Below are 21,173 nucleotides of genomic sequence, written 5' to 3'. Positions count from 1 at the left end.
TTCCTATGCAACCGGGGGCTCTAGCAGAAGGCCATAAATACCCGAATCGGACAACTCGCCGGCAACGCACCAACGCGCACGCAATGTGCCTTCCAGCACAAAGCCCTGGCGCTCCAGAGTGCGTGCCGAACCTTGGTTGCGCGGGTCGATCTCGCCTTCCAGGCGGCGCATGTGCAGGGTGTGGGCGAGGTAATCGATGAAGCAGGTCAATGCTTCGTCCATGTAGCCCCTGCCCTGCACCGCGCTGGCGAGGCAGTAGCCGATTTCACCACGGCGGGATACATCGTCGATGTTGAACAGCTGGACCATGCCGATCAGTTCGCCGTTGTCACGGCGGTACATGCCAAGCTTGAGCTGGTCGCCATTGGCATAGGCTTCGCGGTCGGCGGCCAGGGCGCTTTCGGCTTCGGCCAGGTTTTGCCAAGGTGCATGATGCCAATAGCGCATGACCTCGGGGTCGGCCATGATCGCCAGCCATTGCGCGGCATCGGCATGGCGCATGGGGCGCAATTGCAGACGCGGGCTGTCGAGGCAGAGGTCACTGGGGAAACTGCGGGGTGGGGTCACGCCGGATCTCCTGTCCATTGCTGGGGAGATGACAGTTTAACGTCAAGCGATCGGTTCAAGCATCCCGGGGCTGCTGCGCAGCCCATCGCCGGCAAGCCAGGCTCCCACAGGTGCACCACAGGCCCGGAGCCTTGCACTATACCTGTGGGAGCCTGGCTTGTCGTGGCGACGAACCGCGTCGATGGGCCGCAAAGCGGCCCCAAAAATCGTTCAGGCGCCCCGATTCAAGCCCATTTCCATATCATTGATCAGCGCCTTGGCCATGGCACTGAGGATGCGCGCCGCGCTGCCGGCGATCTTGTCGCCCTCCATCTCGGCCTCTTCGTTCAAATGCTTGATACAGCCGATCAGCACCGACAATTCATCGAATGCCAGATCAAGCGGTACACCCGGCTCTACCCGGTACAGCTCAAGGAATTTCTCCGCACCTACGGTGGTGCGGGATTTGAGGTGGTCGCTCATGCCTGGGCCTCCTGCGCCTTTATGTGGGCTAACAAGGCGTGCAGCAGGGCAGTTTGCGTCGACATGTTTTCGAGAAGGGTGGAACGCAGGTCCGGGGCTTCTGCGTCGAGGTATTGGAGGATGGTGTTGGAGAGAATGTCCATGACCTGGGTAGCCTGGGACTTCGCGGCTTGGTAAGTAAGGTCTGTAACGGGTGGATCAGGTACAAGTTTTTTCATAGTCATCTCGGAAATATTTTCAGAGGCAACCACTCGCATCCTTCTCACAGATAAGGTGGCAGCCGTACGCGAGGTGAGAAGACCAGTGTCCGAGGCACCGGCCAGACCGAAGTCTGCACGCGCACGGCTGCCATAACTGGCAAGCCATCTCGAAACACCGGGCTTCTCACACCCGATCGCCAATTGTGACGACGCCGAAACGTTATCTCTGAGGTAGCTACTTGCCTATCAGACGGCATCCGACTGAGGCCGTAGGATAATTCCTAATCCCTGGCAACCTGAAGCATTTGGTTTCAGGTTCAGAATCTTCTTACAGCTGATGGCCCTTTCGCGGGTAAACCCGCTCCTACAGGGTACGGTGATACCTGTAGGAGCGGGTTTACCCGCGAAAGGGCCGGTACAGGCTAACGAAATACGATCAGGCCACCTCAGCCCCATCATCCGGCCAATGCGGTTCGTTGGCCCCGGGCGGGGTCAGTGGTGGCAGGCCATACGCCGCCCGCGCATCGTCGCAGCTGGGGTTATGCACCCCACCCTCCCACGACGCCTCGAACTCGCGGCAGGGGCTGGAACGGTTGGCGTAGATGGTGCAAGCCACTTCCTGGCCGATCTCGCCCTGCAGGCTGATGCAGCGGCAGGGTTTGGCATCGGTGCCGATCATGGCAACACGGGTGGGGTTGATCTGTACCACCAGGTCGTCCGGCACAAGGCCCCCGGCGGACTGGCATTCGCCCCAGAAAAAGGACACACGGAAGTACCCGCAGCAGGCGCCGCAGTCAAGGCAAGGGTTGTATTCGGACATGATGGCACGGAGGGAAGGTTGTTGTTATCGGGGCTGGCCCGCGGCGCCATTTTCAATCCAAGCCGGGGCGGCTGGATAGAGGGGAATGCAAAAAATATTTGCCGCTGATCCGGCAATTGAACACGGGCGACCAATGACTTCCCCGGCCGCCCGTTCAAGTCAGCGTAATGCCTTGTAGGTGTTGACATCCCAGCGCTGCAGGCCAAGGCCCTCGGTCGGCTCATAGCCATCACCACACACCTTGCTGAAGTGAATGCAGGTCTCGCCGCAATACACCAAGCGGTCGTCATCTTCGCCCTCGGTAAGTAGGGTATACGACTCGCTACGCATGGCCTTGTAACGCCCTTCGGCAGCGGCCATGAGCATGTGATATCGCATCAAATGCTCGTCGCTCAGGAACAGGCGCCTGTCCAGTTGCACACCCCAGCGGGTCAGGCAGACCTCGGCAAAATGACGAACGATCAATCCCGGCTCCGCCAGTACCTTGCCATCACTCGCACCGTCGATGGAGGCGTTGCCCACCAGCGTGGCGTGGCGGCCTGGTATCGGGTAGATGCATATCCGTGTACTCGGTTCGACCGAAGGGATCACACAGGCAAAGCCTTTGGATCGCTCGTCCCGCGAATAGAAACCCACATACTCGCGGACATTGCCCGCCAAGGTTACCCGCTGGCTTTGCAGGTTACCGATGCCCGGCACCGGGTCGATGGCGAAGATATTCACAGGTATGTCCCGCAATACAGGGACCTGCGCCATGGCGTTGGCCAGCATGTGGCAACTGATCCCTCCCCTGCTCCAACCCACCAGGTTCACCTGGGTCGGCAAGCGCGGCTTGCGGAACAGGTTGATGATGCGCTCTTGCAGCTCCTGTGGCGTCGGGTGGCGTTCGCCGTAGTCATAGGTGCGCCAGAACCAGGAAGCTGTAGAGGTGGCATCCGGGATCGGAACACCGGCCTCCTTGAGCCGCTCGTATTCTTCCTCGCTCAGCTTGGTGCGCTGCCAACTGCTTTCGCCTTTGATCACCTTCAGCACATGGTTGACGTTCTCTTCCCAGCCGCTGCCAAACAACTGGCCGCTCCAGTTGAAATAACCACCGGGCTCGACGAACAGATTGTCATCCTGCAGGTTGCCGCTGCCGGGGCCGTCAACGGCAATCCAGTGAGCGAACTCGCGGCCCTGGTCATTGCTGGCCAGGGTCGAGACCAGCTCACCATTCCAGAAGTTGGGGTTGGCATCGTCGAAGCGGTGGGAGCCGGTGCCGCAGAAATAGGCGGTGAAGACACTCATCTTTCGGGTCTCTGAAGTGAGAAATGAGTGCAGAAAAATAGTTATCTGGGTAGCTGTAGAGCAGTAGGAAAGCTGCTCCTACAGGTACGGCGCAGGCCGTGCGGCATGTGCCGTACCTGTAGACATGGGGGCTTACTTACGAGTCAGGCCATCAGCCCGGAACATCTGCCGGATCCCGCGAATCGCCTGGCGAATACGATCCTGGTTCTCGATCAGGGCAAAACGCACATGGTCATCACCATAATCACCAAAACCGATCCCCGGCGACACACAAACCTTGGCTTCGGCCAGCAGTTTCTTGGAAAACTCCAGCGAGCCCAGGTGCGCATACTCCGGCGGGATCTTCGCCCATACGTACATCGAAGCCTTGGGGTTCTCGACCATCCAGCCCAGCTCGTGCAGCCCTTTCACCAGCAGGTTGCGGCGCTGGCGGTACTGCTCGGCAATGTCTCGTACGCACTGCTGGTCGCCTTCCAGTGCTGCAATGGCAGCCACCTGCAGCGGGGTGAAGGTGCCGTAGTCGTGGTAGCTCTTGATCCGCGCCAAGGCACTGACCAACTCGGGGTTGCCGACCATGAAGCCGATCCGCCAGCCGGCCATGTTGTAGCTCTTGGACAGGGTGAAGAACTCCACCGCGATGTCCTTGGCCCCCGGCACCTGCATGATCGACGGGGCCTTCCAGCCATCGTAGACGATGTCGGCATAGGCCAGGTCATGGACCACCAACACGCCATACTGCTTGGCCAGGGCCACCACGCGCTCGAAGAAGTCCAGCTCCACGCACTGAGCGGTGGGGTTGGACGGGAAGCCGAGGATCATCATCTTCGGTTTGGGGATCGACTCGCGGATGGCCCGCTCGAGTTCGTTGAAAAAGTCCACGCCCGGCACCAGCGGTACCGAACGCACCTGGGCACCGGCGATCACCGCACCGTAGATATGGATCGGGTAGCTGGGGTTGGGCACCAGCACTGTGTCGCCCTGGTCGAGGGTGGCCAGCATCAGGTGCGCCAGGCCTTCCTTCGAGCCGATGGTGACGATGGCTTCGCTTTCCGGATCGATGTCGACCTCGTAGCGTTCCTTGTACCAGTTGGAGATGGCCCTACGCAGGCGCGGGATGCCGCGGGAGGTGGAGTAGCCGTGGGTGTCTTCACGCTGGGCGACCTGCACCAGCTTCTCGACGATGTGCGGTGGGGTAGCGCCATCGGGGTTGCCCATGCTCAGGTCGATGATGTCCTCGCCACGGCGGCGGGCAGCCATCTTGAGCTCGGCAGTGATGTTGAAAACGTAAGGGGGGAGACGATCGATGCGCGCAAAGCGACGCGGCGAACCTGGGTTGGCCATGGCTTCCTCTGAGTACGTAAGCGCCCGGAACCGTCCGAGCGACGCTGGCCGATATGGCGGCCTGGATCAGAAGATAATGCCGATACAGCATTCCTGTAAAGGACAATTTCCTGTTTTCATAGATCTTTTCAGATGTATTTTTTGAAAATAAGAAATTTATATTCTGCTGTGCCGGCCTCTTCGCGGGTTTGCCCGCTCCCACAGGATTACTCACTTGTCCCGAGACCTGCGCCGTACCTGTGGGAGCGGGCGAGCCCGCGAACGAGGCCGGCACAGAAAAACGCCCATAAAAAAAACCCGGCACAGTGGCCGGGCTTTTTCGTGAAACAGGCAGCAGTATCAGCGTGCGTATGTCATCAGCACGTCCGCAGCGGTCTGGCTGTCCACACCCATCATCACACTCAGGGCAGTGACGGTGAGGATGGAGAAGCCGAACACCTTGCGTGCCCACTTGCTGTCGTCCTCGGCCTTGTAGCCAGCCCAGGCCATGTACAGCCAGTACAGGCCCATGGCTGCTGCCACGGCCAGATAGCCGAGGCCGGCGTAACCGCCGAGGGTAAGCATCAGGGTTGCGAGCACGAAAGCCAGCACGTACAGCACGATCTGCTTCTTCGCCGCGAGGATGCCACGTGCCACCGGCAGGACCGGAATGTTGGCAGCGCTGTAATCCTTGAAGCGGAAGATCGCGATTGCGAAGCTGTGCGGCATCTGCCACAGGCTGAACATCACCAGCAGGGTAAACGCAGCCAGGTCGAAGCTGTTGCTCACGGCGCAATAGCCGATCACCGGAGGCATGGCACCAGACAGGCTGCCGACCAAGGTGCCGTGCACCGATTTACGCTTCAGCCACAGGCTGTAGAAACCGACGTAGACGATGAAGCCGATCAGCGCACAGAACGCCGACAGCGGGTTGGCCTGGACATACAGCAGGCTGAAACCCGCCACCCCGAGCAGGGTGGCGTAGATCAGCGCGAGGGGCAGCGACATGCCGCCCTGGACCATGACGCGGTTCTTGGTGCGCTCCATCTTGTGGTCGATGTCACGGTCGATGCAGTTGTTGAACACGCATCCGGACGCAACCACCAGCGAAGTACCGATCACCACCGCCAGGAACAGGGCGAAATCCACATGGCCCTTCGAGGCAAGGAAGAAACCGCCTGCCACGGAAAGCACGTTACCGAAAATGATCCCCGGTTTGGTGATTTGGATAAAGTGCTTAACGGACATGCAGTCTTACCTCACTTGGCCAACATTTCGAAGTGGATGCTGAACATGATCCACAGCGACAGGCCGACAAGCAGAGCGATCACCAGGGTGGTGAACAGGAACGTCGAAACGTTGTTGCGTTGCTCTTTCGAGCGGTCCATGTGCAGGAAGTACACGAGGTGCACTACTACCTGGATCACGGCCATGGCAACAATGATCAGAACGGTCAGGTTCTTCGGCAGGCTTGGCGACATGGCCAGGCCGAACGGGATCGCAGTCAGGATGATCGACAGGATGAAGCCGATCATGTACGACTTGACGCTGCCGTGGTTACCTTCGTGATGAGTGTCGTGTGCGTTAGCCATTACAGAACTCCCAGCAGGTAGACGACGGTGAATACGCAGATCCAGACCACGTCCAGGAAGTGCCAGAACAGGCTCAGGCAGCTCATGCGGGTCTTGGCGGTCGGCGTGATGCCGTGCTTGTTGATCTGGTACATCATGATTGCCATCCAGATCAGGCCGGCGGTCACGTGCAGACCGTGGGTACCTACCAGGGCGAAGAAGCCCGACAGGAAACCACTGCGGTTCGGGCCGTAGCCCTCGGCGATCAGGTGATGGAATTCGTAGATTTCCATCGCGATGAAGCCTGCACCGAACAGGAAGGTCACAGCCAACCAGCCCAGTACGCCAGCTTTCTTGCCGTCGAACATCTTCAGCATGGCGAAGCCGAAGGTGATCGAGGACAGCAGCAGGAACAGCGTTTCAACAGCTACGAAATCGAGCTGGAAGATGTCATGACCCGACGGGCCGCCGGCAAAACTGCCGGACAGCACCGCGTAGGTGGCGAAGAGCGACGCAAACAGGATGCAGTCGGTCATCAGGTACAGCCAGAAACCGAGTACGGTCATCTGGCCCGAGTCGTGGTGGTGGTCGTCATGCCCATGGTCGTGACCATGAGCAGCACCGTGCATTACTTGACTGGACATTGATTACACCCGCTCAAACGATTCGACACGTGCGCCGGCAGGCAGAGCACCTGCTTTGGCCAGCGCTTTCATGCGCTCGCCTTCGATGCGCGCCACTTCTTCGGCCGGAACCATGTAGCCCTGGTCGTCACGCGCAGCGTGGCGAACGAAGACAGCGATGGTTGCAACCAGGCTCGCGCCAACCAGCCACCAGATGTGCCAGATGAAGGCGAAGCCGAAGACGGTCAGGAACAGGCCCATGAACAAACCGGTGGAGGTGTTGCTCGGCATGTGGATCGCTTCGTACTTGGCCGCAGGCTTGTAGGCAACACCGGCTTCCTTGGCTTCGTGCCAGGCGTCCAGGCCAACCTTCTCAGGCATGTGGGCGAAGTTGTAGAACGGAGGTGGCGACGAAGTCGACCATTCCAGGGTACGGCCGCCCCATGGGTCGCCGGTCACGTCCAGGTTCTGGTTGCGGTCGCGAACCGATACGTACAGCTGGATCAGCTGGCAGGCGATACCGAACAGGATCAGCACGGCGCCGACAACGGCTACGTACAGGTAGGGTTCCCACAGCGGGTTGTCGGAGTGGTTCAGACGACGCGTCATGCCCATGAAGCCCAGGGCGTACAGCGGCATGAACGCTACGTAGAAGCCCGAGATCCAGAACCAGAAGGCAGCCTTGCCCCACTTCTCGTTCAGGGTGAAACCAAAGGCTTTCGGGAACCAGTAGGCGAAGCCGGCGATGTAGCCGAATACCGCACCACCGATGATCACGTTGTGGAAGTGAGCAATTACGAACAGGCTGTTGTGCAGCACGAAGTCAGCACCTGGAACAGCCAGCAGAACACCAGTCATGCCACCGATGGAGAAGGTGATCATGAAGCCCAGGGTCCACATGATCGGCGCGGTGAAGCGCAGACGGCCCTGGTAGATGGTGAACAGCCAGTTGAACAGCTTCACACCGGTCGGAATGGAGATCAGCATCGTCGCCAGGCCGAAGAAGGTGTTGACGCTGGCGCCGGCACCCATGGTGAAGAAGTGGTGCAGCCATACAGCGAAGCCCAGCACGGCGATGGCGCCCGATGCGTAGATCATCGAGTGGTGGCCGAACAGACGCTTGCCTGCGAAGGTGGAGGTAACTTCCGAGAACACACCGAAGGCCGGCAGGATCAGGATGTAAACCTCAGGGTGACCCCACGCCCAGAACAGGTTGACGTACATCATCGGGTTCCCACCAAGCTCGTTGGTGAAGATGTGGAAGTCCAGATAACGGTCAACAGTCAGCAGAGCGAGTGCAGCGGTCAGGATCGGGAAGGAAGCCACGATCAGCACGTTGGCCCAGGTGCAGGTCCAGGTGAAGATCGGCATGTCCATCAGTTTCATGCCAGGTGCGCGCATCTTCATCACGGTGACGAGGAAGTTCACGCCGGTAAGCGTCGTACCCAGGCCTGAGAGCTGTAGCGCCCAGATGTAGTAGTCGACACCCACCCCAGGGCTGTACTGAATGCCCGCGAGCGGCGGATAGGCAACCCAGCCGGTCTTGGCGAATTCACCAACGCCCAGCGAGATGTTGACCAGCAGCACGCCTGCCAGCAGCAGGTAGAAGCTCAGGGAGTTCAGGAACGGGAAGGCAACGTCACGTGCACCGATCTGCAGAGGAACCGCAAGGTTCATCAGGCCGGTGAAGAACGGCATCGCCATGAAGATGATCATGATCACACCGTGAGCGGTGAAGATCTGGTCATAGTGTTCAGGCGGCAGGTAGCCTTCGGAGCCACCGGTAGCGGCAGCCAGCTGGGTACGCATCATGATGGCGTCGGCAAAGCCGCGCAGCAGCATGACCATCGCGACGATGATGTACATCACCCCGATTTTCTTGTGGTCGACAGTCGTCAACCACTCGCTCCACAAGTAGGTCCACTTGCGGAAGTAGGTGATAGCACCGACGACAGCGATACCACCGAGCGCGATCATGGCAAGCGTCACCATGACTATCGGCTCGTGATAGGGTATCGCCTCCAGGCTTAGTTTACCGAACATCTCTTACTCCTCTGCACCGGCAGCTGGTTGCATACTCGATTCCACACCCTTGGTAGTGGCCAGATCTTTGCTGCCTGCTTCTTCGTGGCTCGGACGACCGCGGTTCATGCCTTCGTACTTGTCGACGATCAGCTGGAACTGGTCAGGCGAAGCCTCGCTATACAGCGCGACTGGGTTGTTTTCGCTTGGTTTGGCCAAGGCGTCGTATTCGGCCTTGTCCAGCTTCTTCGGCGACTGCTTGACCTCGGCGACCCACTTGTCGAAGTCTTCCTGAGAGGTGGCAGTAGCCTTGAATTTCATGCCGGTGAAGCCAGCACCGCTGTAGTTGGCGCTGATACCGTCGAACTCGCCGTTTTCGTTGGCGATCAGGTGCAGCTTGGTGGTCATGCCGGCCATGGCGTAGATCTGGCCGCCCAGGCCCGGGATGAAGAACGAGTTCATCACGGCGTCGGAAGTGACGCGGAAGTTGACCGGGGTGTTAGCCGGGAAGACGATCTTGTTGACCGTGGCAATGCCCTGCTCCGGGTAGATGAACAGCCACTTCCAGTCCAGTGCGACCACGTCGATCTGCACCGGCTTCACATCGGAATCCAGCGGACGGTACGGGTCCAGCTTGTGGGTGGAGTGGTAGGTGAAGTAGCCCAGGGCGATGATGATCAGGATCGGGATGATCCACACCGCGGCTTCGATCTTGGTCGAGTGCGACCAGTCGGGGGTGTAGGTGGCAGCCTTGTTGGAAGCACGGTACTTCCAGGCGAAAACCACGGTCATGATAATGACAGGAATCACCACCAGCAGCATCAGGCCGGTAGCGATCAGGATCAGGTTCTTTTGCTCAATGCCGACCTGACCTTTCGGGTCGAGCAGGGTCCAGTTGCACCCACTGAGTAAAAGCATGCCTAAAAAGGGCAATATGCCAAACAGTCTGGGGTAACGCTTTTTACTCATCTCACGACCTCTAGATCAGCTTGCTTCAATGCAATTTGTGTTTTGGTAGCCAGCACTTCGTCCTGCCAAGTGAGGCATTTCGCGCCCGAACTCGCTCCTGCCCGGGGTCCGACTGCAGGACCTTGGCGTCAAGCGGGTTAGCGGTGCTTATGGTTTCGTAGGCAACAGGCCTGTACTTCAGACCAAGTCCATTTGGTGCGGGAAAACGCGGAGGGGGATCCGCCCGGTATCGCCGTTGGGCGAAACTTGACGAAGTCAGCAAAAAGGAGCGCTGGGGCTTCCTTCAATCCTGCGACTCGCAAGCAGTGCCGAACGGAAATTGGGGGCGATTGTAGATAGGTCGCCAACCCTTGACTATGACTTATTGAGCAACAGTCCTTTACAGAATCTGCAACAATACCGCTCAAAAATTCAACTTCGCGACAGTTTGTCGCACCCCGCTTGATAGCCCCCAAAGCCGCATTCTGCAAGGCCTCCGAGTTGATCTGGATCAAGCGGTGAGCGAATTTTCCCTCTTCTCATGCGGCGTAAAAGACCCCATGCAATTCGGTACTTTTGTCTAACCCTGGCGTCGGTTGCGATAGATCCCGAGTGGAACCAGCACAGCCGTCAGGACGAACGCCACCAGTGCCCATTGCGCCAGCGACAGACCAAGGATCGGCGGGTATGGCGTGCTGCAGAAGCCGTCGACCTGGAACACCAGCGGCCAGAGCTTGGCCAGCGGCAGGTCGTCCACGATCGGCTGCAGGGTGTCGATGCCACAACTGACCATGGGGTTGGCGAGTATATACACATGGTTGCCGGCCGCAACGATTCCGCCGATGGCGCTGAGCACCACCAGTACCTCGAAGAAGGTGAGGCTACGGCGCCCGGGCATCGCCGCGGCGATGAAGGCGAACACGGCGATGAACAACAGCGCATAACGTTGCAGGATGCACAGCGGGCATGGTGCCTCGCCCAGGACTATCTGCATGTAGAGGGCGCCACCGATCAGCGAAATGCAGATCAGGCCCAACAGTACCAGAAAGCGCCGTTCCCGATTCAGGCGCGATGTTTGTTCGTTCATTGCCGGTTCCTTCGATGGATAGTGGCAGCGTGATCCGCCTGCCTGGCGCAAGTCTACACGCTGTGCAGGGCCTTTGAGCGTGCCGAGGAAGCGGCGTGATAGCGCTGCGCAGGGCTATCCGGTGTGGCTGAGACCGGCCGCAACGACGTCGGTTCAACGCAGGGCGGCAAAAAAGCGGCTGCCCGGGTGCCGCGCAGGGGCAAGCCCCTCGACACCCGGGAGTGAAGGATACCGTGATTAAAGGAGGATTAAAGATGAAAGCTGCACAGCCGCTTTCATCTCTCCTTTATATATAGGCAGGAAGGTGAAGTGCGGCCCAGCGGCTGGCAAGCCAGCCCCCAGGCGGCGAATGCGATCGACCGTTTCGTTCTCGATTACCCACGGGCGGGAGCAGTGCTGCAAGGGAGCTGGCTTGCCAGCGGCTGGGATGAATATGCTGTAAGCCTGTACCGACCTCTTCGCGGGCTTGCCCGCTCCCACAGGTACGCCACAGACTTCAGATCCTGTGGGGTACCCTGTGGGAGCGGGCAAGCCCGCGAAGAGGCCAGTGCAGGCGCTACATCACTCCAGCGCTGCCGCCGGCCCGAAGAACTCGTAGCGGCTCTGCTGCTCTGGCACACCCAGGCCCTTCAACTGGCGCTTGACCGCCGCCATGAAACCCTTGGGCCCGAGGAAGTAGGCATCCACGTCTCGCTCTTGCGGCAGCCACTCGGCCAGCAGGTCTTCGCTCAGCAGGCCCACGGCATCAGCCGCGGCACCACCCTGCGGTTCTGCATAGCAGTAGAAGCGCTTGAGCTGTGGGTGACGCTCGGCCAGCTCGTCGATCCAGGCGCGGAAGGCATGCACGGCGCCGTTACGGGCGCAGTGAATGAAATGCACCTCACGCTGGGTTTGCAGCGCCGCCTGCAACATTGGCAGGGTCGGAGTAATACCCACGCCACCGCTGATCAGCACCAGCGGCTTATCGCTCGCCGCCAGGGTGAAATCGCCAGCCGGCGGGAACAGCTGCAGGGTATCGCCCACCGCCAGCACATCGTGCAGGTAGTTGGAGACCTTGCCACCCGCCTCGCGCTTGACGCTGATGCGGTATTCCTTGCCGTCGCACAGTGCCGACAGGGAGTAGTTGCGGCGCTGCTCGGCGCCGTCGATGTCCAGCTTCAGGCCGATGTACTGGCCAGGCTCGGCCCTGAGCACCGGTTTGCCATCCACCGGGGCAAAGTAGAACGAAACGATTTCGCTGCTTTCCTGCTCACGGCGCACCAGGCGGAATTCGCGGGTGCCGCGCCAGCCGCCTTCGGCTTCTTCCTTCTGTTTATAGAGGTTCTCTTCCGCGCCGATCAGGATGTCGGCCAACTGGCCATAGGCCGCGCCCCAGGCGTCGATCACGGCGGGGGTGGCGATTTCCTTGCCCAGCACTTCTTCGATGGCGCGCAGCAGGCAGCTGCCGACGATCGGGTAGTGCTCCGGCAGAATCTGCAGGGCAACGTGCTTGTTGATGATCTGGCCGACCAGGCCGCCAAGTTGCTCCAGCTGGTCGATATGGCGGGCATACATCAGCACGCCGTTGGCCAGGGCGCGCGGTTGGTCACCGCTGGCCTGGTGGGCCTGGTTGAACAGCGGGCGCACTTGCGGGTACTCGCTGAGCATCATCTTGTAGAAGTGGGTGGTCAGCGCTTCGCCGCCGCTTTCCAGCAGGGGGACAGTGGCCTTGATGATTGCACGTTGTTCGGCATTGAGCATTGCAACAACTCCTGAGCCTGTGGCTTCAAATGACTGCCCGAGCTATTACATCAATCATGCCAACTCTTATCTCCAGCAAAATCAGGGGCTTGACGCAGGTCATGTCAAAACGACCCACCTCGACGTATAGTCATATCGACCCACAGGAGTCCATATGACCACGAAGCCCCTGCTCACCACCCTGCTGCCCCTGGTCAGCGACCTTTCCCGCGACCTGCCCGACCAGGAACGCTATCGCCGCCTGCTGCAGGCCATGCGGGGGTTGCTGCCCTGTGATGCCGCCGCGCTGCTGCGCCTGGACGGCGAGTGGCTGGTGCCGCTGGCAGTGGACGGCCTGAGCCCCGATACCCTGGGCCGGCGCTTCCGAGTCAGCGAGCACCCACGCTTCCAGATCCTGCTCAGCAGCCGGGAACCCACCCGCTTCGCCAGCGACTCCGAGCTGCCCGACCCTTACGACGGCCTGGTCAACGCCCCTGATGCCAACCTGGAAGTACATGACTGCATGGGTTGCCCGTTGATGGTCGACGAGCGCCCTTGGGGCCTGGTTACCCTCGATGCCCTCACCCCCGGGCAGTTCCAGAGCCTGGAGCTGGGCGCCCTGCAGGCCTTCGCCAGCCTTGCCGCCGCCACGGTCACCGTGGCCGAGCGCATCGAGCACCTGGCCCTGCGCGCAGAAGACGAACACCATCGCGCGGAGATCTACCGCCAGGCCAGCGGCCAGGACAAAGAGCTGATTGGCCAGAGCCCCGCGCACAAGCGCCTGGTCGAGGAAATCCGCCTGGTCGGTGGCAGTGACCTGACCGTACTGATCACCGGTGAGACCGGCGTCGGCAAGGAGTTGGTGGCCCAGGCCCTGCACCAGGCCAGCAACCGCGCTGACAAGCCGTTGGTCAGCCTCAACTGCGCCGCCCTGCCTGACACCCTGGTAGAAAGCGAACTGTTCGGCCATGTACGCGGAGCCTTCACCGGCGCCCATGGCGAGCGCCGCGGCAAGTTCGAGCTCGCCAATGGCGGCACATTGTTCCTCGACGAAGTCGGTGAACTGCCACTGACGGTGCAGGCCAAATTGTTGCGCGTACTGCAGAGCGGCCAGTTGCAACGCCTGGGCTCGGATCGCGAACACCGGGTGGATGTGCGCCTGATCGCAGCCACCAATCGCGACCTGGCAGCAGAGGTACGTATTGGCAACTTCCGCGCCGACTTCTACCACCGCCTCAGCGTATACCCGCTGCACGTTCCGCCGTTACGCGAACGTGGGCGGGATGTGCTGCTACTGGCTGGCTACTTCCTCGAACAGAACCGTTCGCGCCTGGGCCTGAACAGCCTGCGCCTGAGCAGCGAAGCCCAGGCCGCGCTGCTGGCCTACGACTGGCCAGGGAACGTGCGTGAACTGGAACACCTGATCGGCCGCTCGGCGCTCAAGGCGCTGGGCCAACATTCCGACAGGCCACGCATCCTCACCCTGGAAGCCATCGACCTGGACCTGCGCGCAACCGCAACGCCCGGCACCCCGCCCTCCCCTGCCGCGCCCTTGCCAGCGGCACCGCTACCCGAAGGGGGCCTGCGCGAAGCCGTCGACGACTACCAGCGCCAGCTGATCGAGGCCTGCCTGCAGCGGCACCAGGAAAACTGGGCAGCGGCTGCCCGGGAACTCGGCCTGGACCGCGCCAACCTTAGCCGCCTGGCCCGTCGGCTGGGGCTGCGCTGATTGAAACCAGCGCGGTACCTGTGGGAGCGGCTTTAGCCGCGAAGAATCCAACGCAGTGCATGGCACCGGCTGCGCCGGTGTTCGCGGCTAAAGCCGCTCCCACAGGGTCCCGAGCATTCCTTGGCTCGGTGCAAAATGACTAAAGCCAAGCCCGAACAGGCCGATAACCGGTTATCCCCTGTTCGCCACGAAGGTCACCATGGCCACGCAAAATGCCCGCGCGGACTCGCTGTCCCTGCTGCTGTTCACCCTGCGCAGCGGCAAGTTGATGGCAATCAACCTGCTCAAGGTCAGCGAGATAATCCCCTGCCCACCGTTGACCAAGCTGCCCGAATCGCACCCCCACGTGAAGGGCGTGGCAACCCTGCGCGGCAATTCGCTGTCAGTCATCGACCTGTCCCGCGCCATCGGCGAACGGCCGCTGGCCGACCCTGACGGCGGCTGCCTGATCGTCACCGAGATCAGCCGCTCGCGCCAGGGCCTGCATGTGCAGGCGGTCAGCCGCATCGTGCATTGCCTGAGCACCGACATCAAACCACCCCCTTATGGCTCCGGCAGCCGCTCGTTCATCACCGGCGTGACCCGGGTCGACAACACTCTGGTGCAGGTGCTGGACATCGAAAAAGTCATCCACGCCATCGCCCCGCCGGTGCCCGAACCGCATCACGGCACCCTGAGCGAGGAAGACGCCAGCCTGCTGGCTGCCGCCAATATCCTGGTGGTGGACGACAGCCAGGTAGCCCTGCAACAGTCGGTGCACACCCTGCGCAACCTCGGCGTCGAATGCCATACCGCGCGCAGCGCCAAGGACGCCATCAACGTGTTGCTGGAGCTGCAGGGCACCGCGCAAGAAATCAACGTGATCGTCTCCGACATCGAAATGAGCGAAATGGACGGCTACGCTTTCACACGCACCCTGCGCGAAACCCCCGACTTCCAGCACCTGTACATACTGCTGCACACCTCGCTGGACAGCGCAATGAGCAGTGAAAAGGCGACCCAGGCCGGGGCCAATGCCATCCTCACCAAGTTTTCCTCGCCAGAGCTGACCGATTGTCTGGTGGTGGCGGCGCGCGCCGTGGTGTTCGCCGAGCGCTGATATATTCGGAGACAAACTCCCCGGCTTGCCGTCGGGGTCGAGTCAGGCATAATTCGCGCCCCTCGCAAGTAACTTGCCGGAACCCGTATGAAGTTTTTCAGCTCTATCCTGATCAGTTTCGCCCTCTTCAGCGGTATCGCCCAGGCCTCCAGCAGCCAGGCCTGGAACGAGCAGCGCCAGCAGATGCTCAAGGCTTGCCTGGCCGCCAGCCAGTTCAAGGATGCTCACGCCCGCAGCAAGCCCGCCGAGTTCGATGATCAGGTCGGCATGAGCGCCCTGCTGATCGAAGGCGTCTACCCCCAGAAGCACATGCAGCAGCGCACCGGCACCGAGCTTTGCTTGTACGACCGCCAGCACCAGCGCGCCTTCGTCAGCGAGTGGAGCCCGGAAGCCAAGTGACCGACAGCCTGCGTTTCGCCTGTACCGGCTGCGGCAAGTGCTGTACCGGCCACCACGTGCCCTTGACCCTGGCCGAAGCGCGCCGCTGGGCGGACAACGACGGCCAGGTGGTGGTGCTGATCGAAGCCTTCGTTGCGGACGGCCCTGGCATGCCAGTAGAACAGCGTGATCATGTGCTGCGTCGTTCCCATCCCGTGCCCTGCGGCGACAGCGAAGTACGCGTCTCGGTGACCTTTGCCGCGTTCAACCCCGGGCGCTGCCGCAACCTCGACGACAACGACCTGTGCACCATCTACGACCAGCGCCCGCTGGTCTGTCGCATCTACCCGGTGGAAATCAACCCACATATACCGCTGCGCCCGGGCAGCAAGGACTGCCCGCCGGAAGCCTGGCAACAGGGGCCGGAGCTGATTCACGGCAGGCAACTGGTCGATGCCGGGCTGGAGGCGCTGGTGCAGGCCTCGCGCCAGGCCGACCGCGATGACATCGCCGCCAAGGTGGCGGTGTGCCAGGCGCTGGGCATGACCACCAGTGCGCTCAAGGGCAACGGATTTACTGCCTACCTGCCTGACATGGGGGCCTTCCGCGCGGGTCTGGAGCAGATACCGGAGGCTGGCCTGGCACAGTGGGCCCTGCACGTGGAGGACGCGGCGCTGGTGGCGAGCTTGCAGGAACATGGTTTGCGCACCACCAGCGAGCCCCCGGTGTATTACGCCTTCATCAGCTTCTAGCTATGCCTTGGCGGGGGCAACTGTCCTGTTCCAGATCTATGAACCGGCGCCATCCCTGTGGGAGCGGCTTTAGCCGCGAACACCGGCGGAGCCGGTGCCATGTACCGCGCTGGATTCTTCGCGGGTAAACCCGCTCCCACAGGGAACGCGGATCGCCCAGCTGATCAGTTCTCTGCGCGACAGCGCAGCGCAAAAGGCGAACGATCTCCTGCGGCGCAGGCGAAACTGACAGCACTGTCAGCCGGCGGTCACGCTGCCGACCCGGTTCGGGGGCTATAAGATTGAATACAGCCCACTTCCCTCCCCTATGGCCAAGGTGCCCGCACCGATGCGACGTCCGTCCCGCCCTGTCATCCTCGCCGCCCTGGCGCTCCTGGTCCTGGCGGTAGCGGGCCTCTGGTTCGGCCAGCGCCAGCCAGTACCTGCCACCCGCGCGCAAACCGCCATCCCGGTGCGCGTGGTCAGCGTCGTCCAGCAGAACGTGCCGCGCTATGCCAGCGCCATCGGCTCGGTGCTGTCGCTGCACAGCGTCGAGGTGCGCCCGCAAGTGGAGGGTATACTGACCCAGGTGCTGGTCAAGGAAGGCCAGTGGGTGAAGGAAGGTGACCTGCTGGCCACCCTCGACGACCGCGCCATCCGCGCCAACCTCGACCAGGCCCGTGCCGAACTTGGCCAGAGCCAGGCGCAGATCCAGGTAGCCAACGTCGACCTGCAGCGCTACCGCCTGCTGAGTAACGACAACGGCGTGTCGAAGCAGACGCTCGACCAGCAGCAGGCCCTGGTCAACCGCCTGCAAGCCACGGTCAAGGGCAACCAGGCGGCCATCGCCAATGCCGAGGTGCAGCTGTCGTACACGCAGATCCGCTCGCCAGTGACCGGCCGGGTAGGTATTCGCAACGTCGACCCCGGCAACCTGGTGCGCACCAGCGATACCCGCAGCCTGTTCAGCGTCACCCAGATCGACCCGATCGCCGTCGAATTCGCCCTGCCGCAGCAAATGCTGCCAACCCTCCAAAGCCTGCTGAAGGCGCCCACCCCGGCACTGGTGCAGGCCTACATGGATGCCGACGGCGAACGCAGCCTGCTCGGTGAAGGCCACCTGGCACTGATCGACAACCAGATCTCCGCCACCACCGGCACCGTGCGGGTAAAAGCCGAGTTCGACAACAAGGACGGCCGCCTGTGGCCGGGCCAGCTGGTCACCATCCGCCTGCGCACCTCCGTGGAAGAAAACGCCCTGGTGGTACCGCCGCCTGTGGTACAGCGCGGCGTCGACGGGCACTTTGTCTACCGCCTGGACGGTGACAAGGTCACCAGCGTGCCGGTCAAGGTGCTGTACCAGGACAGCGGGCTCAACATCATTGCCGGGGTCAAGCCGGGCGAGCGCCTGGTGCTCGATGGCCAGTCGCGGCTCAAGCCAGGTTCGCGGGTCGAGGTGGCCCCCGATGCCCCCGCGCCATCGGAAATGGCCGACCGGCGGAGCCAGCCATGAACACGCGCAACGGTGTTTCGGCCTGGTGCATCGACCACCCCATCGCCACCCTGCTGCTGACCTTCGCCCTGGTGCTGCTGGGGGCCATCGCCTTCCCGCGCCTGCCGGTGGCACCACTGCCGGAAGCCGACTTCCCGACCATCCAGGTCACCGCCCAGCTGCCCGGCGCCAGCCCGGAAACCATGGCCTCGTCGGTGGCCACGCCGCTGGAAGTGCAGTTCAGCGCCATCCCCGGCATGACCCAGATGACCAGCAGCAGCGCACTGGGCTCGACCAACCTGATCCTGCAGTTCACGCTCGACAAGAACATCGACACCGCCGCCCAGGAAGTGCAGGCGGCCATCAACACCGCCACCGCGCGCCTGCCGCAAGACCTGCCCAACCCGCCGACCTGGCGCAAGGTCAACCCGGCCGACAGCCCGGTGCTGGTGCTGACGGTAAGCTCCAGCCAGATGCCTGGCAACGACCTCAGCGATTACGCCGAAACCCTGCTCGCGCGCCAGCTGAGCCAGATCGACGGGGTCGGCCTGATCAACATCACCGGGCAACTGCGCCCGGCGATCCGCGTGCAGGCGCAACCCGAGAAACTGGCCGCCATCGGCCTGACACTGGCCGACTTGCGCCAGGCCATCCAGCAGACCAGCCTGAACCTGGCCAAGGGTGCGCTGTACGGCGAACACAGCGTGTCGACCATCGCCGCCAACGACCAGTTGTTCCATCCCGACGACTACGCCCAGCTGATCGTCTCCTACCGTGACGGTGCACCAGTGCACCTGAGGGACGTGGCAAAGGTGATCAATGGCGCCGAGAACGCCTACGTCAAAGCCTGGTCCGGCGACCAGCCCGGGTTGAATCTGGTGATTTTCCGCCAGCCTGGCGCCAACATCGTCGATACCGTGGACCGGGTACTGGCTGCCCTGCCCAAGCTGCAGGAGATGCTGCCAGCCTCGGTCGAAGTGTCGGTGCTGCAGGACCGCACCCAGACCATCCGTGCCTCGCTGCATGAAGTGGAGCTGACCCTGATGATCGCCGTGGCCTTGGTGATCGGGGTGATGGCGCTGTTCCTGCGCCAGTGGTCGGCGACCATGGTGGTGTCCAGCGTGCTCGGCGTATCGCTGATCGCCAGTTGCGCGCTGATGTACATCTTCGGCTTCAGCCTGAACAACCTGACCCTGGTGGCCATCGTCATCTCGGTGGGCTTCGTGGTCGACGATGCCATCGTCGTGGTGGAGAACATCCACCGTCACCTGGAGGCCGGCGACGACAGCCGCACGGCAGCGCTCAAGGGCGCCGGGGAAATAGGCTTCACCGTGGTGTCGATCAGTTTCTCGCTGATCGCCGCGTTCATCCCGCTGCTGTTCATGGGCGGCGTGGTCGGCCGGCTGTTCAAGGAGTTCGCCCTTACCGCCACCGCCACCATCCTGATTTCGGTGGTGGTTTCGCTGACCCTGGCGCCAACCCTGTGCGCACTGTTCATGCGCCGCCCGCCCGGAGAGCACAAGGGCGGCTTCGGCGAGCGGCTGGTCAGGTGGTACGAAAAGGGCCTGGATCACGCGCTCGCCCACCAGCGCCTCACCCTCGGCGTGTTCGGCCTGACCCTGGCCCTGGCGGTGGCCGGTTACGTGGGCATCCCGAAGGGCTTTTTCCCGCTGCAGGACACCGGCTTCATCCTCGGCACCAGCGAGGCGGCGGCGGATGTGTCGTACCCGTCGATGATCGAGAAGCACCAGGCGCTGGCCAAAATCATCGAGGCCGACCCGGCGGTGCGCGCGTTCTCCCACTCGGTGGGCGTCACCGGCAGCAACCAGACCATCGCCAACGGCCGTTTCTGGATCGCCCTCAAGCCGCGTGGCGAACGCGATGTGTCGGCCAGCGAACTGATCGACCGGCTGCGACCCAAGCTGGCCCAGGTACCAGGCATCGTCCTGTACATGCGTGCCGGCCAGGACATCAACCTAAGCTCCGGCCCGTCGCGTACCCAGTACCAGTATGTGCTCAAGAGCAACGACGGCATGGCGCTGAACCTGTGGACCCAGCGCCTGACCGAGCGCCTGCGGGAAAACCCGGCGTTCCGCGACCTGTCCAACGACCTGCAACTGGGCGCCAGCGTCACCCGCATCGATATCGACCGCCAGGCCGCGGCACGTTTCGGCCTGACCACCACCGACGTCGACCAGGCATTGTACGACGCCTTCGGCCAGCGGCAGATCAGTGAATTCCAGACCGAGACCAACCAGTACAAGGTGATCCTCGAACTGGATGCCCGCCAGCGCGGCAAGGCCGAAAGCCTCAACTACTTCTACCTGCGCTCGCCGCTGACCAACGAGATGGTGCCGCTGTCGGCAGTAGCCCATGTAGCGCCGCCCAGCACCGGGCCGCTGTCGATCAGCCACGATGGCCTGTTCCCGGCAGCCAACCTGTCGTTCAACCTGGCCCCAAGCGTGGCCCTGGGCGATGCGGTGACCATCCTCGAGCGCACCCAGCGCGAGCTCGGCATGCCCGACTCCATCAGCGGCAACTTCCAGGGCGCGGCCCAGGCCTTCCAAAGTTCGCTGTCGAGCCAGCCGTGGCTGATCCTGGCTGCGCTGGTGGCGGTGTACATCATCCTCGGCGTGCTGTACGAAAGCTTCGTCCACCCGCTGACGATCATCTCCACCCTGCCCTCGGCCGGCCTCGGCGCGCTGATCCTGTTGTGGGCCTTGGGCCAGGACTTCAGCATCATGGGGCTGATCGGCGTGGTGCTTCTGATCGGTATCGTCAAGAAAAACGGCATCCTGCTGATCGACTTCGCCCTGGAGGCCCAACGCCGCCAGGGCTTGACCCCGGAGCAGGCGATCCATCAGGCCTGCCTGACGCGCTTCCGGCCGATCATCATGACCACCCTGGCCGCCTTGCTCGGCGCGGTGCCGCTGATGTTCGGCTTCGGCACCGGTTCCGAACTGCGCCAGCCACTGGGCATCGCCGTGGTTGGCGGCCTGCTGGTGAGCCAGGCGCTGACGCTGTTCACCACCCCGGTCATATACTTGGCCCTGGAGCGCCTGTTCCACCGCCGTCAGGCCGCCCGTGCGGCGGCGCCCAGTGCCAGTTAGGACAAGAC

Annotated in this window: 19 protein-coding genes; 6 read left to right on the top strand and 13 right to left on the bottom strand. The window is 62.2% G+C overall.

Annotation, left to right across the window (positions count from 1 at the left end):
* Positions 1 to 3: 3 nt before the first annotated feature.
* From NY023_RS04490 to hmpA, 13 genes are all read right to left on the bottom strand, one after another.
* Positions 4 to 567 carry a GNAT family N-acetyltransferase gene (locus NY023_RS04490; RefSeq protein ID WP_008093840.1) on the bottom strand — a complete coding sequence of 188 codons (564 nt, stop codon included), beginning with the start codon at positions 565 to 567 and terminating at the stop codon, positions 4 to 6.
* 210 nt (positions 568 to 777) lie between these two features.
* Positions 778 to 1,029, bottom strand: coding sequence for a DUF3077 domain-containing protein (locus NY023_RS04485; RefSeq protein ID WP_013970986.1), 252 nt, complete (start codon positions 1,027 to 1,029; stop codon positions 778 to 780).
* Positions 1,026 to 1,172, bottom strand: coding sequence for a hypothetical protein (locus tag NY023_RS04480; RefSeq protein ID WP_169774995.1), 147 nt, complete (start codon positions 1,170 to 1,172; stop codon positions 1,026 to 1,028). The genes NY023_RS04485 and NY023_RS04480 overlap by 4 nt, the downstream gene beginning before the upstream one ends.
* 493 nt (positions 1,173 to 1,665) lie before the next feature.
* Positions 1,666 to 2,049 carry a YkgJ family cysteine cluster protein gene (locus tag NY023_RS04475; protein ID WP_003259127.1) on the bottom strand — a complete coding sequence of 128 codons (384 nt, stop codon included), beginning with the start codon at positions 2,047 to 2,049 and terminating at the stop codon, positions 1,666 to 1,668.
* Between the two features lie 159 nt (positions 2,050 to 2,208).
* Positions 2,209 to 3,336 carry a hypothetical protein gene (locus NY023_RS04470; RefSeq protein ID WP_013970983.1) on the bottom strand — a complete coding sequence of 376 codons (1,128 nt, stop codon included), beginning with the start codon at positions 3,334 to 3,336 and terminating at the stop codon, positions 2,209 to 2,211.
* Between the two features lie 132 nt (positions 3,337 to 3,468).
* The gene (gene alaC / locus NY023_RS04465) at positions 3,469 to 4,677 is read right to left on the bottom strand and encodes an alanine transaminase (RefSeq protein WP_013970982.1); all 1,209 of its coding nucleotides are present in this window, start codon (positions 4,675 to 4,677) and stop codon (positions 3,469 to 3,471) included.
* Positions 4,678 to 5,016: 339 nt separating this feature from the next.
* Positions 5,017 to 5,904: a heme o synthase gene (gene cyoE / locus NY023_RS04460; RefSeq protein ID WP_013970981.1), complete on the bottom strand. Its 888-nt coding sequence runs from the start codon at positions 5,902 to 5,904 to the stop codon at positions 5,017 to 5,019.
* Between the two features lie 11 nt (positions 5,905 to 5,915).
* A complete protein-coding gene (gene cyoD, locus NY023_RS04455) occupies positions 5,916 to 6,248 on the bottom strand; it encodes a cytochrome o ubiquinol oxidase subunit IV (protein WP_003259128.1) in 333 nt (110 codons plus the stop codon).
* A complete protein-coding gene (gene cyoC / locus NY023_RS04450; RefSeq protein ID WP_023661242.1) occupies positions 6,248 to 6,871 on the bottom strand; it encodes a cytochrome o ubiquinol oxidase subunit III in 624 nt (207 codons plus the stop codon). Before cyoC ends, cyoD begins: the two co-directional genes overlap by 1 nt.
* Positions 6,872 to 6,874: 3 nt before the next feature.
* A complete protein-coding gene (cyoB, locus tag NY023_RS04445) occupies positions 6,875 to 8,893 on the bottom strand; it encodes a cytochrome o ubiquinol oxidase subunit I (RefSeq protein WP_013970980.1) in 2,019 nt (672 codons plus the stop codon).
* Between the two features lie 3 nt (positions 8,894 to 8,896).
* A complete protein-coding gene (gene cyoA, locus NY023_RS04440; RefSeq protein ID WP_015268993.1) occupies positions 8,897 to 9,841 on the bottom strand; it encodes a ubiquinol oxidase subunit II in 945 nt (314 codons plus the stop codon).
* 559 nt (positions 9,842 to 10,400) lie between these two features.
* Positions 10,401 to 10,907 (bottom strand): disulfide bond formation protein B, encoded by a 507-nt coding sequence (locus NY023_RS04435; protein WP_013970978.1) that lies wholly within the window; start codon positions 10,905 to 10,907, stop codon positions 10,401 to 10,403.
* Between the two features lie 561 nt (positions 10,908 to 11,468).
* Positions 11,469 to 12,647, bottom strand: a complete 1,179-nt coding sequence (hmpA, locus tag NY023_RS04430; protein WP_013970977.1) for an NO-inducible flavohemoprotein — start codon at positions 12,645 to 12,647, stop codon at positions 11,469 to 11,471.
* A gap of 154 nt (positions 12,648 to 12,801) precedes the next feature.
* Here hmpA and norR point away from each other — a divergent pair, with 154 nt between their 5' ends.
* The 6 genes from norR to NY023_RS04400 all read left to right on the top strand — a co-directional run bounded on the left by norR (position 12,802) and on the right by NY023_RS04400 (position 21,165).
* Positions 12,802 to 14,355, top strand: a complete 1,554-nt coding sequence (gene norR, locus NY023_RS04425; RefSeq protein ID WP_013970976.1) for a nitric oxide reductase transcriptional regulator NorR — start codon at positions 12,802 to 12,804, stop codon at positions 14,353 to 14,355.
* Between the two features lie 199 nt (positions 14,356 to 14,554).
* A complete protein-coding gene (locus tag NY023_RS04420; RefSeq protein WP_013970975.1) occupies positions 14,555 to 15,454 on the top strand; it encodes a chemotaxis protein in 900 nt (299 codons plus the stop codon).
* Between the two features lie 87 nt (positions 15,455 to 15,541).
* Entirely contained in the window at positions 15,542 to 15,853 is a 312-nt protein-coding gene (locus NY023_RS04415) for a hypothetical protein (protein ID WP_013970974.1), read from the top strand.
* The gene (locus NY023_RS04410) at positions 15,850 to 16,584 is read left to right on the top strand and encodes a YkgJ family cysteine cluster protein (protein ID WP_013970973.1); all 735 of its coding nucleotides are present in this window, start codon (positions 15,850 to 15,852) and stop codon (positions 16,582 to 16,584) included. Before NY023_RS04415 ends, NY023_RS04410 begins: the two co-directional genes overlap by 4 nt.
* A 328-nt stretch (positions 16,585 to 16,912) precedes the next feature.
* Entirely contained in the window at positions 16,913 to 18,076 is a 1,164-nt protein-coding gene (locus NY023_RS04405; protein ID WP_044047218.1) for an efflux RND transporter periplasmic adaptor subunit, read from the top strand.
* A complete protein-coding gene (locus tag NY023_RS04400) occupies positions 18,073 to 21,165 on the top strand; it encodes a multidrug efflux RND transporter permease subunit (RefSeq protein ID WP_013970971.1) in 3,093 nt (1,030 codons plus the stop codon). The genes NY023_RS04405 and NY023_RS04400 overlap by 4 nt, the downstream gene beginning before the upstream one ends.
* Positions 21,166 to 21,173: the final 8 nt, after the last annotated feature.

Source organism: Pseudomonas sp. NBB (assembly GCF_032701105.1).
In the GTDB taxonomy this organism is placed as follows: Bacteria; Pseudomonadota; Gammaproteobacteria; order Pseudomonadales; family Pseudomonadaceae; genus Aquipseudomonas; species Aquipseudomonas asiatica.
Note: the sequence above shows the minus strand (reverse complement) of the source record. Positions and strands in the feature narration are given on the sequence as shown.

What these genes read in the sequence shown, in the direction of transcription:
- NY023_RS04435 (WP_013970978.1), bottom strand. Translation starts at nt 10,907, where the DNA reads ATGAACGAACAAACATCGCGCCTGAATCGGGAACGGCGCTTTCTGGTA.
- alaC (WP_013970982.1), bottom strand. Translation starts at nt 4,677, where the DNA reads ATGGCCAACCCAGGTTCGCCGCGTCGCTTTGCGCGCATCGATCGTCTC.
- cyoC (WP_023661242.1), bottom strand. Translation starts at nt 6,871, where the DNA reads ATGTCCAGTCAAGTAATGCACGGTGCTGCTCATGGTCACGACCATGGG.
- NY023_RS04480 (WP_169774995.1), bottom strand. Translation starts at nt 1,172, where the DNA reads ATGGACATTCTCTCCAACACCATCCTCCAATACCTCGACGCAGAAGCC.
- norR (WP_013970976.1), top strand. Translation starts at nt 12,802, where the DNA reads ATGACCACGAAGCCCCTGCTCACCACCCTGCTGCCCCTGGTCAGCGAC.
- hmpA (WP_013970977.1), bottom strand. Translation starts at nt 12,647, where the DNA reads ATGCTCAATGCCGAACAACGTGCAATCATCAAGGCCACTGTCCCCCTG.
- NY023_RS04415 (WP_013970974.1), top strand. Translation starts at nt 15,542, where the DNA reads ATGAAGTTTTTCAGCTCTATCCTGATCAGTTTCGCCCTCTTCAGCGGT.
- NY023_RS04405 (WP_044047218.1), top strand. Translation starts at nt 16,913, where the DNA reads ATGCGACGTCCGTCCCGCCCTGTCATCCTCGCCGCCCTGGCGCTCCTG.
- cyoE (WP_013970981.1), bottom strand. Translation starts at nt 5,904, where the DNA reads ATGTCCGTTAAGCACTTTATCCAAATCACCAAACCGGGGATCATTTTC.
- cyoD (WP_003259128.1), bottom strand. Translation starts at nt 6,248, where the DNA reads ATGGCTAACGCACACGACACTCATCACGAAGGTAACCACGGCAGCGTC.
- NY023_RS04475 (WP_003259127.1), bottom strand. Translation starts at nt 2,049, where the DNA reads ATGTCCGAATACAACCCTTGCCTTGACTGCGGCGCCTGCTGCGGGTAC.
- cyoA (WP_015268993.1), bottom strand. Translation starts at nt 9,841, where the DNA reads ATGAGTAAAAAGCGTTACCCCAGACTGTTTGGCATATTGCCCTTTTTA.
- NY023_RS04420 (WP_013970975.1), top strand. Translation starts at nt 14,555, where the DNA reads ATGGCCACGCAAAATGCCCGCGCGGACTCGCTGTCCCTGCTGCTGTTC.
- cyoB (WP_013970980.1), bottom strand. Translation starts at nt 8,893, where the DNA reads ATGTTCGGTAAACTAAGCCTGGAGGCGATACCCTATCACGAGCCGATA.
- NY023_RS04470 (WP_013970983.1), bottom strand. Translation starts at nt 3,336, where the DNA reads ATGAGTGTCTTCACCGCCTATTTCTGCGGCACCGGCTCCCACCGCTTC.
- NY023_RS04400 (WP_013970971.1), top strand. Translation starts at nt 18,073, where the DNA reads ATGAACACGCGCAACGGTGTTTCGGCCTGGTGCATCGACCACCCCATC.
- NY023_RS04485 (WP_013970986.1), bottom strand. Translation starts at nt 1,029, where the DNA reads ATGAGCGACCACCTCAAATCCCGCACCACCGTAGGTGCGGAGAAATTC.